Annotated in this window: 9 protein-coding genes; 2 read left to right on the top strand and 7 right to left on the bottom strand. The window is 57.0% G+C overall.

Annotated features, from left to right (window positions below):
• Positions 1–397 precede the first annotated feature (397 nt).
• Positions 398–4858, top strand: a complete 4461-nt coding sequence (gltB, locus tag MRY16398_RS02845; protein WP_125123811.1) for a glutamate synthase large subunit — start codon at positions 398–400, stop codon at positions 4856–4858.
• Between the two features lie 9 nt (positions 4859–4867).
• Positions 4868–6286, top strand: a complete 1419-nt coding sequence (gltD, locus tag MRY16398_RS02840) for a glutamate synthase subunit GltD (protein ID WP_079497052.1) — start codon at positions 4868–4870, stop codon at positions 6284–6286.
• Between the two features lie 63 nt (positions 6287–6349).
• Here gltD and nanQ read toward each other — a convergent pair whose 3' ends face one another.
• From nanQ to MRY16398_RS02805, 7 genes are all read right to left on the bottom strand, one after another.
• Positions 6350–6817 (bottom strand): N-acetylneuraminate anomerase, encoded by a 468-nt coding sequence (nanQ, locus tag MRY16398_RS02835; protein WP_125123810.1) that lies wholly within the window; start codon positions 6815–6817, stop codon positions 6350–6352.
• Positions 6814–7689: an N-acetylmannosamine kinase gene (gene nanK / locus MRY16398_RS02830; RefSeq protein ID WP_125123809.1), complete on the bottom strand. Its 876-nt coding sequence runs from the start codon at positions 7687–7689 to the stop codon at positions 6814–6816. The genes nanQ and nanK overlap by 4 nt, the downstream gene beginning before the upstream one ends.
• Positions 7686–8375 carry an N-acetylmannosamine-6-phosphate 2-epimerase gene (locus MRY16398_RS02825; RefSeq protein WP_125123808.1) on the bottom strand — a complete coding sequence of 230 codons (690 nt, stop codon included), beginning with the start codon at positions 8373–8375 and terminating at the stop codon, positions 7686–7688. Before MRY16398_RS02825 ends, nanK begins: the two co-directional genes overlap by 4 nt.
• Positions 8376–8381: 6 nt before the next feature.
• Entirely contained in the window at positions 8382–9872 is a 1491-nt protein-coding gene (locus MRY16398_RS02820) for an MFS transporter (RefSeq protein WP_125123807.1), read from the bottom strand.
• Positions 9873–9979: 107 nt separating this feature from the next.
• Positions 9980–10882 (bottom strand): N-acetylneuraminate lyase, encoded by a 903-nt coding sequence (gene nanA, locus MRY16398_RS02815; RefSeq protein ID WP_071194430.1) that lies wholly within the window; start codon positions 10880–10882, stop codon positions 9980–9982.
• Between the two features lie 145 nt (positions 10883–11027).
• On the bottom strand, positions 11028–11810 hold the full coding sequence (gene nanR, locus MRY16398_RS02810; protein ID WP_409349123.1) for a transcriptional regulator NanR: 783 nt from the start codon (positions 11808–11810) through the stop codon (positions 11028–11030).
• A gap of 175 nt (positions 11811–11985) precedes the next feature.
• Positions 11986–14052: an FAD-binding protein gene (locus tag MRY16398_RS02805; RefSeq protein WP_125123806.1), complete on the bottom strand. Its 2067-nt coding sequence runs from the start codon at positions 14050–14052 to the stop codon at positions 11986–11988.

The following is a 14052-nucleotide window of genomic DNA, read 5'->3' as shown; positions in this document are numbered from 1 at the left end:
ACAACGCTTCCCGATAGTGAGTCAGATCACATTACTCTGCCGCTCCGCGCTGGGCTTATTGATTGTAAATAAGGTTAAATTCATTTACATATCAATTAATTAAACATCCTTTAGCACATTATTAGATAAATAAGCCTGGCATTTGACCTGTGTACGGATTCCCGATAAGTTGGGAATCCGCTGGAAGCTTTCTGGATGAGTGGTCTGCTCATCATATTTATGCAGTTATTGAGATTCCCTCTTAAGCAAGTCCTCAACACTTGTGTACCGATGCGAAAAGGAAATTAAAGAGGGCGACATGCGAGGCTTTATTTAGCCCCGTCGCCATGCTCTTGCTGTGCCCGCGCGCAATCGGTATCGGATGGGAGTCCCGCAGAGCCTGGGGAGGTTCACTGATATGTTGTACGATAAATCCCTTGAGAGGGATAACTGTGGTTTCGGCCTGATCGCCCACATAGAAGGCGAACCTAGCCACAAGGTAGTGCGTACCGCTATTCACGCACTGGCCCGCATGCAGCACCGTGGCGCAATCCTCGCTGATGGTAAAACCGGCGACGGTTGCGGTCTGCTGCTGCAAAAACCCGATCGTTTCTTCCGTATCGTTGCGGAAGAGCGCGGCTGGCGTTTAGCCAAAAACTATGCTGTTGGTATGCTGTTCCTGAATAAGGATCCAGAAAAAGCCAGCACATCTCGCCGTATTGTAGAAGAAGAACTTCAACGTGAGACCCTGTCTATTGTCGGCTGGCGCGATGTGCCAACCAACGAAGGGGTACTCGGTGAAATCGCCCTCTCCTCGCTGCCTCGTATTGAGCAAATTTTTGTTAACGCCCCGGCTGGCTGGCGCCCGCGTGATATGGAGCGCCGTCTGTTTATTGCCCGCCGTCGCATTGAAAAGCGTCTGCAGGAAGATAAAGAGTTCTACGTTTGTAGCCTCTCTAACCTGGTGAACATCTATAAAGGTCTGTGTATGCCGGCTGACCTGCCGCGCTTCTACCTGGACCTGGCGGATCTGCGTCTGGAATCGGCCATTTGCCTGTTCCACCAGCGCTTCTCCACCAACACCGTACCGCGCTGGCCGCTGGCACAGCCGTTCCGCTATCTGGCGCATAACGGTGAAATCAACACCATCACCGGTAACCGTCAGTGGGCACGCGCGCGTACCTACAAATTCCAGACCCCGCTGATCCCGGATCTGCATGATGCCGCGCCGTTCGTCAACGAAACCGGCTCTGACTCCAGCTCCATGGATAACATGCTCGAACTGCTGCTGGCCGGCGGGATGGATATCGTGCGCGCCATGCGCCTGCTGGTACCACCAGCCTGGCAGAACAACCCGGATATGGACCCGGACCTGCGCGCCTTCTTCGATTTTAACTCCATGCATATGGAACCGTGGGATGGCCCGGCGGGCATCGTCATGTCCGATGGCCGTTTCGCGGCCTGTAACCTGGACCGTAACGGCCTGCGTCCGGCACGCTATGTCATCACCAAAGATAAGCTGATCACCTGTGCCTCCGAAGTGGGCATCTGGGATTATCAGCCTGACGAAGTGGTCGAAAAAGGCCGCGTCGGTCCGGGCGAGCTGATGGTTATCGATACCCGTGGCGGTCGCATTCTGCACTCCGCAGAGACCGATGACGATCTGAAAAGCCGCCATCCTTATAAAGAATGGATGGAGAAAAACGTTCGCCGTCTGGTGCCGTTTGAAGATCTGGCCGATGACCAGGTTGGCATCCGCGAAATGGATGACGACCTGCTGACAAGCTATCAGAAGCAGTTTAACTACAGCTTCGAAGAGCTCGATTCTGTTATCCGCGTACTCGGTGAAAACGGCCAGGAAGCGGTCGGCTCAATGGGTGACGATACCCCGTTTGCTGTGCTCTCCAGCCAGCCGCGTATCATTTACGACTACTTCCGCCAGCAGTTCGCACAGGTGACGAACCCACCGATTGACCCGCTGCGTGAAGCCCATGTGATGTCGCTGGCCACCAGTATCGGTCGTGAGATGAATGTCTTCTGTGAAGCAGAAGGCCAGGCACACCGTCTGAGCTTCAAATCGCCGATCCTGCTGTACTCCGATTTCACGCAGCTCACCACCATGAAAGAGGAGCACTACCGCGCAGATGTGCTGGACATCACTTTCGATGTGACCGAAACCTCGCTGGAAGAGACAGTGAGAGCGCTGTGCGATAAAGCAGAACAGATGGTGCGTAACGGCACCGTGCTGCTGGTGCTGTCTGACCGTAACATCGCTAAAAACCGTCTGCCGGTACCGGCCCCGATGGCGGTTGGCGCGGTGCAGACCCGTCTGGTTGAGAAAAGCCTGCGCTGCGATGCCAACATCATCGTAGAAACCGCCAGTGCCCGTGACCCGCACCATTTTGCAGTGCTGCTGGGCTTCGGCGCCACCGCGATTTATCCGTACCTGGCGTACGAAACGCTGGCAAAACTGGTCGATACCAAAGCCATTGAGAAGAATTACCGCACGGTGATGCTGAACTACCGCAACGGCATCAACAAAGGGCTGTACAAGATCATGTCCAAAATGGGCATCTCGACGATTGCCTCTTACCGTTGCTCAAAACTGTTCGAAGCCGTCGGTCTGCACGAAGAGGTTTCCGAACTCTGCTTCCAGGGCGTGGTCAGCCGTATCAGCGGCGCAGGTTTTGCTGACTTCCAGCAGGATCTGCTGAACCTCTCCAAACGCGCCTGGCTGGCACGTAAACCGCTCGAAGCGGGCGGTCTGCTGAAATACGTTCACGGCGGTGAATACCACGCCTATAACCCGGATGTGGTGCGCACCCTGCAGCAAGCCGTCCAGAGTGGCGAGTACAGCGACTATCAGCAGTACGCCAAACTGGTGAATGAGCGTCCGGCAGCGACCCTTCGCGACCTGCTGGCTATCACGCCGAACGGCGAAACCGTCAGCATCAACGACGTTGAACCGGCAAGCGAACTGTTCAAACGCTTTGATACCGCGGCAATGTCCATCGGCGCATTGAGCCCGGAAGCGCATGAAGCGCTGGCAGAAGCCATGAACAGCCTCGGCGGCTTCTCCAACTCCGGTGAAGGCGGCGAAGACCCGGCGCGCTATGGCACCAACAAAGTTTCACGCATTAAACAGGTCGCTTCCGGTCGCTTCGGCGTCACCCCGGCGTATCTGGTCAATGCTGACGTGATTCAGATTAAAGTCGCTCAGGGTGCGAAACCGGGTGAAGGCGGTCAGTTACCGGGCGATAAAGTGACCCCGTACATCGCTAAACTGCGCTATTCCGTACCGGGCGTGACGCTGATTTCTCCGCCGCCGCACCACGATATCTACTCTATCGAGGATCTGGCGCAACTGATTTTCGACCTGAAACAGGTCAACCCGAAAGCGATGATCTCCGTGAAGCTGGTTTCCGAACCGGGCGTCGGCACCATCGCGACCGGCGTGGCGAAAGCCTATGCGGATCTCATCACCATCGCCGGTTACGATGGCGGTACCGGTGCGAGCCCGCTGTCATCGGTGAAATACGCGGGCTGTCCGTGGGAACTGGGCCTGGTGGAAACCCAACAGGCGCTGGTGGCCAACGGTCTGCGCCACAAAATTCGTTTACAGACAGATGGCGGTCTGAAAACCGGCCAGGACATCATCAAAGCGGCAATCCTGGGTGCGGAAAGCTTCGGCTTTGGTACCGGCCCGATGGTGGCGCTGGGCTGTAAATACCTGCGTATTTGCCACCTGAACAACTGCGCAACCGGCGTAGCAACTCAGGATGAAAAACTGCGTAAAAACCACTACCACGGTCTGCCGTTCAAAGTGACCAATTACTTTGAATTTATCGCCCGTGAAGTGCGTGAGTTAATGGCGCAGCTCGGCGTGAAACGCCTGGTGGATTTGATTGGTCGCACCGATCTGCTCAAAGAACTGGACGGTTTCACCGCCAAACAACAGAAGCTGGATTTGTCGAAACTGCTGGAAACCGCCGAGCCGCATCCTGGCAAAGCGCTCTACTGCACCGAAAACAACCCGCCGTTCGACAACGGCGTGTTGAACGCGCAGTTGCTGCAGCAGGCCAAACCGTTTGTCGACGAACGTCAGAGCAAAACGTTCTGGTTTGATATCCGCAACACGGATCGTTCTGTCGGCGCGTCTTTGTCTGGCTACATCGCGCAAACGCATGGCGATCAGGGGCTGGCGGCGGATCCGATTACCGTGCACTTTAGCGGTACCGCAGGCCAGAGCTTTGGCGTCTGGAACGCTGGTGGCGTTGAGCTGTATCTGACTGGCGATGCCAACGACTACGTAGGCAAGGGCATGGCAGGCGGTTTAGTCGCGGTACGTCCGCCGGTAGGCTCTGCTTATCGTAGCCACGAGGCCAGCATTATCGGTAACACCTGCCTGTATGGCGCAACCGGTGGTCGTCTGTATGCCGCAGGCCGCGCGGGTGAACGTTTCGGCGTGCGTAACTCCGGCGCGATTACTGTCGTGGAAGGCATCGGCGATAACGGTTGTGAATACATGACCGGCGGTATCGTCTGTATCCTCGGTAAAACAGGCGTGAACTTTGGCGCAGGGATGACCGGCGGCTTCGCCTATGTCCTGGATGAAGACGGCGAGTTCCGCAAACGTGTGAACCCGGAACTGGTGGAAGTGTTGAGCGTCGATGACCTCGCCATCCACGAAGAGCATCTGCGCGGTCTGATTACCGAGCATGTGCACCATACCGGTTCATCTCGCGGCGAAGAGATTCTGGCTAACTGGCCAGCCTTCGCGGAGAAATTTGCACTGGTTAAACCGAAGTCCAGTGATGTGAAAGCACTGTTGGGTCATCGTAGTCGTAGCGCAGCAGAGCTGCGTGTGCAGGCGCAGTAAGGGGCAGCAATGAGTCAGAACGTATACCAGTTTATCGACTTACAGCGCGTGGATCCGCCAAAGAAACCGCTGAAGATCCGTAAGATTGAATTTATTGAAATCTACGAGCCATTTTCGGAAGGCCAGGCCAAGGCGCAGGCAGATCGCTGCCTCTCCTGTGGTAACCCGTACTGCGAATGGAAATGTCCGGTCCATAACTACATCCCGAACTGGCTGAAACTGGCCAACGAAGGGCGTATTTTTGAGGCCGCTGAACTGTCTCACCAGACTAATACCTTGCCGGAAGTCTGCGGGCGCGTTTGCCCGCAGGACCGCCTGTGTGAAGGTTCCTGTACGCTGAATGATGAGTTCGGCGCGGTCACCATCGGTAACATCGAGCGCTACATCAATGATAAAGCGTTCGAGATGGGCTGGCGCCCGGATATGACCGGCGTGAAGCAGACGGACAAACGCGTGGCGATTATCGGTGCAGGCCCGGCAGGTCTGGCATGCGCCGATGTGCTGACCCGTAATGGCGTCAAAGCAGTGGTGTTTGACCGCCATCCGGAAATCGGTGGTCTGCTCACCTTCGGTATCCCGGCATTCAAGTTGGAAAAAGAGGTGATGACCCGCCGTCGCGAAATCTTCACTGGCATGGGGATTGAATTCAAGCTGAATACCGAAGTCGGTCGCGACGTACAGCTTGATGACTTGCTGAAAGATTATGACGCGGTATTCCTTGGCGTCGGCACCTATCAGTCGATGCGTGGCGGTCTGGAAAACGAAGATGCCGATGGCGTATTCGACGCGCTGCCATTCCTCATCGCGAATACCAAACAACTGATGGGCTTTGGTGAATCGACTGACGAACCCTTCATCAGCATGGAAGGCAAACGCGTTGTTGTTCTGGGTGGTGGCGACACCGCAATGGACTGCGTGCGTACTTCTGTTCGTCAGGGTGCCACCAATGTGATTTGTGCTTACCGCCGTGATGAAGAAAATATGCCGGGTTCAAAACGCGAAGTGAAAAACGCGCGCGAAGAGGGTGTGGAATTCCAGTTCAACGTGCAGCCGCTGGGTGTCGAAGTGAATGCCAACGGTAAAGTCTGCGGCGTGAAAATGGCGCGTACCGAAATGGGTGCGCCAGATGCCAAAGGCCGTCGTCGTGCGGAGATCGTTGCGGGTTCCGAACATGTGGTACCGGCTGATGCGGTCGTGATGGCGTTTGGTTTCCGCCCACACAGCATGGAATGGCTGGCGAAACACAGCGTCGAGCTGGACTCTCAGGGCCGCATCATCGCCCCGGAAGGCAGCGAGAACGCGTTTCAGACCAGCAACCCGAAAATCTTTGCCGGTGGCGATATCGTTCGTGGCTCCGATCTGGTGGTCACAGCCATCGCCGAAGGCCGTAAGGCGGCAGACGGCATCCTCAACTGGCTTGAAGTATAAGGGTTTTCCCGGAAATCCAGGGCAGGCAAGAAAAAGCCGGATGGTACACCATCCGGCTTTTTTTTATGCCGTAAGCAGGCTGGCACAGACCTTAATTACCACCTTTTTAATCTCTTGCGCAGTACCCACCATACACCCCGGCTTATGTGGCTCATCCGGCATAAAAATCGCAAACATGCCAGGCGTTAGTGTGACAACCTGCCCGTCACAAATCGCGGCGCAAAGCTGATAATCGTCCTCAACATGCCAGTCATCGCACTGTCGTGCAGACCCTGGAATGCCATACAAAATGCGCTCTTCACCCGCCAGCAATAGCTGGATATCAATGTAATGCGCATGCAGCTCGGCCTTCTTCTGTTCCGCGGGTTGTGTGGAAAATTGCATGATGTTCATAAAGATAGCGTCACCCTGTAGCGGGTAACTGCCCGGCGGCTTTTCCTGCACGCGCGCATCCAGTGCCAGCGTCAGGGCATTCAGCAGCACCGGATGCAACCCCGAGTGAGCGAGCGACGCCACTTCACCTGTCATCATTTTTTCACTCCTTGCGCCAGCAGCGCGGCACCCAGTAATCCTGCGTCATGGCGATAGTGCGCCTCACTTAACACCACCCGATAGACTGATGGCTCCAGGGCCAGACACGCACGCACTAGCGCCAGATACCCCGGTGCAAGGCCAATACTGCCGCCCACCACCACACGTTGGCAGTCCGTGGTCGCCTTCACATCGGCAACGAGGCGCGCCAGCGTCTGCGCCGAGCGCTGAACCAGTTCGCGCGCCTGCGCATGCCCATTCGCCGCATGGGCAAAAATGGCTTTCGCATCGCAGCCTGCCAGATCACCCTGCGCCGCTGCCGCGATACCGCGTCCGGAAGCGATCGCTTCAACGCATCCCACTCGCCCACAGCCGCAGCGCGGACCGCCAGGATCGGCAAGCGTATGGCCCAAATGGCCTGCCAGCCCCTCATGGCCCATACGCAGCACACCATCGCTCACTACACCGCCGCCTACGCCAGTGGAAACCGTGATAAACACCATATCGTCGATGTTCTCGCCCAATGCGTGGTACTCCGCCCAGGCAGCGGCCTGCGCATCATTCACCGCCAGCGCAGGCAAGCCCGTTATCTCCGTCAGGGTCGAAACCAACGGGAAATGCAGCAGACCACCCAGATTTTGTGGATTGATCGCCTGCAAGGTACCTTCACGAATAATTCCGGTTGAGGCAACCGCCACCTGCCGGGCCTGAGAGGCAAGTGGGGCGACCAACGCCAGGAGTGCCGCCCGCAGGGCATCCGGGGTTTTACTGGCGGGCGTGGGCAACTCACGGCGTTGGTGAATCTGCAGGTCACCGTCCACCAGCGCGGCAGCAAGCTTGGTGCCACCGATATCAATCGCCAGCGTGGTCATGTCGCTGCCTCCTGGAGTGCATCGCAATACCACTGGCAAATGTACTCCAGCCGCGTAATGGCTGAGCCGACGGTCACCGCCCATGCTCCATGGCGCTTCGCCTGCGCCGCCAGTTCGGGCGAGTTATAGCGCCCTTCCGCCATCACCCGGCATCCGGCCTGACTGAGCGTGGTGACCAGCGCCAGGTCCGGTTCTGCGGGGGTGTGTTCGCTGGTGTAGCCAGACAGCGTGGTGCCAATCAACTCCGCTCCTGTTTGCTGGCAATACAAACCATCCTGCTCGCAGGAACAATCGGCCATCGCGATAAGCCCGTGGTGATGAATACGCGCCAGCAGGTCACGCACCGCAACCGGGCGAATACGATCGGTACCATCAATGGCGATAATATCTGCCCCCGCCTGTGCCAGCGCATCGACATCCTCAGCGTAAGGGGTAATGCGCACAGGGGAGTCCGTTAAGTCGCGTTTAATGATGCCGATGATGGGTAGTGTTACAGCCTGACGGACGGCACGCAGGTTGTTAATGCCTTCAATACGTACCGCCACCGCCCCGGCCTGCTGGGCGGCCAGTGCCATCGCCGCCACGATGTCCGGCTTATCCAGCGGGCTATCCGGAACAGGCTGGCAGGAGACCACCAGCCCACCCTGGCGGCCAATTTGTGCATCCATTTTCGCTATCAGAGACATGTCTGGTTATCCTTTCGTTTTTAATAACCCGTTCTTACCATCGCTGTGGCTGACCGCGCCGCTGAATGGCTTACCATCGATCGCATCATGGGTTCGCAGCGCTTCGGGGCGTAGCCAACGCTGTACGCGCGACGGCATATCCAGCCCAATCAATAGGATCACCACAAATGTCAGGCTAAAGGAGAGCGATCCCAGTGCGGTACCCAGATCCAGACGCTGAGCGATCAGCGCCCCCAGGATTGGTGCCAGTGCGCCGCCCAGGGCCCCAACGTTGTAGGTAAATCCCAAACCTGCCGCACGCTGGTCGGTATCGAAGTAGCCGCCGATCAGTTTAGGCAGAATGCCTGAGATCCCCTGCCCCAGCATTTGCTGGAAGAAGAGCAGAAAACCGAGAACCCATACGCTGGTGCCACCAATGGCAAACACCGGGATGATCAGAATTTGGGAGGCGAGAAGACTGTAGACGTAGGCTTTGCGCGTCCCCAACCAGTCGCCCAGAAAACCGCCAACACAACAGCCCACCGCAGCGCCAAAGCCGCTAAAGAACAGCACCTTAGCTACCGTCGCAGGCGAATAGGCCAGTTCGGTTTTGAGGTAAGTCGGCAGCAGCGACTGGATGGGCCACGAGTAGAGAAACGCAAAGAGCACTACCACCATCAGCATTACGCCGGTTGGCCAGCGTTTTCCGCTGCTTTGCACCATAAAGCTGATAAAGATAAACGCGCACACCAGGCCAAGAATCGCCACCAGCGCGGCATTCTTCATTTCACCAGCAAAGCAGTACCACAATGAGGTCGCGGCAATGAGTGTCATCGCCACGTTAATCACGCGATGTTTGCCGCGATACAGAATATCCACCATCGTGCATACCGGCGCTTTACCCGCATGTCTCTCTTTCCAGTCTTCCGCTTCCGGAATGTTTTTCCTCAGCCACAGGGCAAAGACGATGGGCAAAATGCCGATGAAAAACAGCGCGCGCCAGCCCCAGACGGGTACCACCAGGCTGTAGACCTGCGCCGCGATAACGGCCCCGACGGAGAAGCCGGAAATCAAAAAGCCGCTGGCTTTGTTTCGCAACTGTCGGGGCCAGCTTTCAATCACATACGTCGCGCTGGAGCCATACTCTCCGGCCATCCCCATACCGATCACCAGCCGGGCGATAAACATGGTGGTGAAGCCGGGGGCCAACCCGCAGGCCAGCGTACCGCATGAGAACAGAAGGATACTGGTGACCATCGCCAACCGTCGGCCGTAGCGGTCACCCATTGCGCCCAACATCAGCCCTCCAAACCAACGGGAGATAAAGGCTGCGGAGATGAGGCTTGCCGCCTGTACCGTCGTCAGACCAAATTCGCTCTGAATTTCCGTTAACACCAACGCGATAAGGACAAAATCAAAACCGTCGAGCAGATAGCCCAGCCAGGCGGCGCAGAAAGCCCGCCATTGCGCCCGATCAAGATGGCGATACCACGGGATATTTTGCATAGCAGTACTCATGTGATACTCCCGCGATGGGCGTTGCCCATCGCTTATGTAGACCGACAGAGTTAAGAGCGGCTCCGTCTGTCCGGCCAGCGCAGCGCCTCCGGACAGACAGATCCGGATCACTGTTGTTGTTCTTTCTCTTGTTGCAGTGCTGCCGCCAGCGCTTTAAGTTCTGGCAAATATTTTTCCGCCACCGGCGCGAACGGCTTACGACACAGCGGTACCGCCAGGACATCCATGTAGTGCAGCACCGTTTTCAGGCCGCGGAAAACACCGACTTTGATCAGTAGCTCGATAACCTCATTGCATTGCGCCTGCAGGCGCTGCGCGGTGGCAATGTCGCCCGTTTGCAGCGCGCGAACGATACCCAGATAGCGCCAACCCATGATGTTGTAAGTACTGCCGATACCACCATCCGCGCCCGCCATCAGCCCGGATGCAAAGATCTCGTCATAACCGTTATAGAGCACCAGATCCGGATTCGCCCGGCGGATCTGCTCCATCTGGAAGAGATCGCCCGATGTTTGTTTCAGCGCGCCCACGCCCGGCAGGGTAACCAGCGTGTCGATTTGATCCAGCGTGAGTTTCACCCCACTCAGCGCCGGAATGTTGTAAACCACCATCGGCAGACCATTAGCGGCGTCGATCACTGCACGATAGTGGTCGCAGTGCTCTTCAAAGCTGAACGGATAGTAGAACGGAGTAACGGCAGAGACGGCGTCAAAACCATAGCGGCTGGCCGCCTGCGCAAGCTGCCGGGTTTCGTGGGTGCTGACGGTGCCGACATGGGCAATCAGCGTCAGTTTGCCTTTCGCCTCTTCGGCGACGATCTCCAGTACCTGTTCACGCTCAGCAATGCTTTGCACGAACGCTTCCCCGGTGGATCCCCCCACGTACAGCCCATCGATCCCCTGATTGATATTAAAACGCACCAGACGGCGCAGGCTCTCGGTATCCAGCTTTTCGCTGGCATCAAACGGGGTCAACAGCGCGGCCATCACCCCTCTTAACTGAGCAGTCATCATCTTCTCCTGTTGCATGAGTGCGCTTTGACTATATACCTTTATACCTATTATACCAGTGCAAATGATCGCCATCTGGGAGAGAAAACGCTAAATGGGATCTAACGCACTAAACGATCGCTAGCGCGCAAAAGGGATCGGTCAATCAGTTGCTGGATTTTTGCTGTTTATCGAACGCGTGCCAGGTGGCGAAAACGCTGTTGAGGTGAACATGCAACGCGCGATCGGCGGCATCGGGATCGCGCTGGCGAATGGCATTGACGATCTCAATATGCTGCTGATAACTGAGGTTATTGTGCTGATGCAGCTCTTTTTCAGGCACCGTGGGGCGAGCGGCAATCAGCCAGTCCAGCAGGGCAACATGGATCGTCAGAAAGATAGGATTACCGGGGATTTCAGCCAGTACGCGATGGAATTCAACATCGGAGCGAATAAATAGCGCGTTGTCGTCCAGCGACTGACTGTTCAGCTCCAGCGCCTTACCGAGACGTTCAATTTGCTCATCCGTGGCATGTTCCGCCGCATGGCGCACCAGGCTGGATTCGAAAAACAGGCGTAGCTGCTCAAAATGGGCAATACCACCGGGACGGGAGAGAAAATCTTTCGCCATGCCGGAAAGCTCGCCAATGATGGTATCGGCAGATGGGCGGGAAACGCGGGCGCGTTCACCGTTGCTGATTTGCACTAATCCTTTACGCTTGAGCGCCGCCAGCGCTTCGCGTACCGAGGGGCGGCCCACATTGAAAAACGCCATCAGCTCACGCTCGGAGGGCAGCACATCGCCTTCGGCAAACTCCCGGCGGCGGATCATCTGTTCGAGCTCTTCTTCCACCATCTCGGATAATTTTTTGCGCGCCAACGGACGGCGACGCAGCGTGCGCCCGATATTTTCAGCAGTGTTTTCAGCGTGCGAATCTGATGATTTCATAGCGCCCATGGCAGTGGAGTATGACAAATGTGATAGCAACTTCATCATATCACAGGAATATCTGGCTGGCGAAGTTAGCACCAGAGGGGGAAGTCGGCGAGTGATGAGTGGGAATATTCCCGGGTGGCGCTTCGCTTACCCAGGCTACTCGCACTAGCGTAGCCTGAGTAAAGTACTAACGTCGGTAGATCTCCTCCGTCAGATAATCTGGCCAGTTCTTTTCAAAGAAGATCGTCGAGAGGTCATCAAGCGTACGTAATGGCCGCTGCTCGACAACAAACTCGCCGTTGCGCCATGTCACCTGTATTTGCTCCTGCCGGTGCTCCGCCTTTTCAGAGATGAAACGAAACTCAGACAATACCCCTTCACGTGTTTGCGGTGCGACGTCTCCCTGTGCAGAGCACAACATCCGTGCGCCACGGCTACCGCCGCCACGGGCAATATAGCTTTCCAGCGCCACCAGTAACGCTTCCGATGCCAGCGCCATCTGACGCCACTGGAGGCTAAACGCCGTCTGGTTTGGATGGGTTATTGCCACCCCATTTTGCGCAATACGTTGATTGAGTCGACGGGCCGCCTGAACAGCGCCAGGTACCTGCCCGGCATCACAGACAAACCCGGCACGCTCACTCATGCGCTGCTGGATTTCGTCACGAATATCGTCAATCCGCAACGCCTGAGGATGGCTGCTGTCACGCTGGATCTGCTGCAAAAGCTCAGCCGTTTCACGGGCAAAAAGAGATTCCGATGCAGCCCGTGGCGTCGCTGCGATATGCTTCGCGCAGCGCAGCCCAAAGACCTGTCCGGCATTGAGCGCCGCACCGCCGGGGCGCGTTACTCCGTGCGTCCCCGCCGCTTCGCCAATCGCATAGCAGCCACTTAACGTCGAATGGCCCCATGTATCTACCGCAATCCCGCCATTCATATGCTGGTGATTGACATTAAACGGCAGCGGCTGTGTTGTCAGGTCATGACCATGATGTTTATAAAGCTCAATGGCCAGCGGGTTCATCCGCTGCAGGCGAGCAATCGGTAGCTCCAGACAGGCATCGTTATTGCACAGATAGCGGTAAACATCCTCGTCCAGATTGCCAAGGGCAAAGGGTTCATCGCCCGGTACTGGCAGCGGATTGCGGTTAAAATCCATATAGATCGTGCGCCCGGCCTGCGACTCATTATAGATAGCCAAATCCACCAGGCTGGAGCCAAAATCCAGCATTCGCGTGGCGTGAATCGGCCACTGATATCCCTTACGGAAGATATTCGAGGCCAGCTCCCGCGTGGTGCGATAGTAGCGGGCAAGAAAGTTATGCTCCTGGCCCTGCGCATCTATCGAGTAGATATAAGGCATGCTCTGCACGTAGGTGCCGGAGAGGTTCCAGGGGAACTCATCGCGCCGCGTACCGATACCAAACTGATGTTCCGTCAGGTTGACCGTCGCAATCCCCGCCTCCAGTGCCAGCCCCAGCGAACCAAAACAGCGCTTCGGGTAGACGCTGTCGCGGAACAGTTCACCCGGTCCACCGGCCGCCAGGATTACAGTCGCGCTACGCATCAGACATAGCCCCCACGGGTTATCCTCCTGCCGTGCGCCTTTCACAATGGCAAGCACTCCGGCGACCCGGCGCTGCTCCCCTTCCCCTTCGGTGAGCAGACGTACGGCTGTCGCATGATCGACAAACGGCACACCCAGCAGTACCGCCTCTTCCGCCAGCACTTTGACCATCAGGCGGGAAGTACGTGGCCCACAACTGGTTGCGCGGCCCACTTCATCGTGATCGGTCTGGTAGCGCAATACGGCGCCGTAGCGGTCCTCCGGCAAGGGAAGCCCCATGCTTTTCAGGCCGATAAAAGCCTCTACCGAGCCGACCGCTTCAACATACGCCGTGTCGGCATCCATCGCTCCACCCGCGCCAATTGCACTGGCGAGGGCTGTAAAATTATCGCCACGAAAACTGGTCGAGGCGGTATGCAGGGTCTGTTTATCCGATCCGGAGCAGGCCGATGTTCCCCAAAACAAGGTTTGGGTCGCCACCAGAACATCCACTTTGCGGCGACGCAACTCCACCGCCGCGCGCAGCCCGGCGGCGCCGCTGCCAATCACTAACGCCTCGCTGTGGTAGAGCGGAATGCGGTATCCCGCCACGTCCAGCGTCTGTTGCGGCTGCGCCATCGTGACATGGCGCGGCATGGAGACATTCGTAAGCGCTTCCAGGATCGATTGCGGGATCGCTGTGGTCAT

The organism is Phytobacter sp. MRY16-398, from assembly GCF_003925915.1.
Lineage (GTDB): Bacteria > Pseudomonadota > Gammaproteobacteria > Enterobacterales > Enterobacteriaceae > Phytobacter > Phytobacter diazotrophicus.
This window is presented reverse-complemented; position numbering and strand designations above follow the sequence as displayed.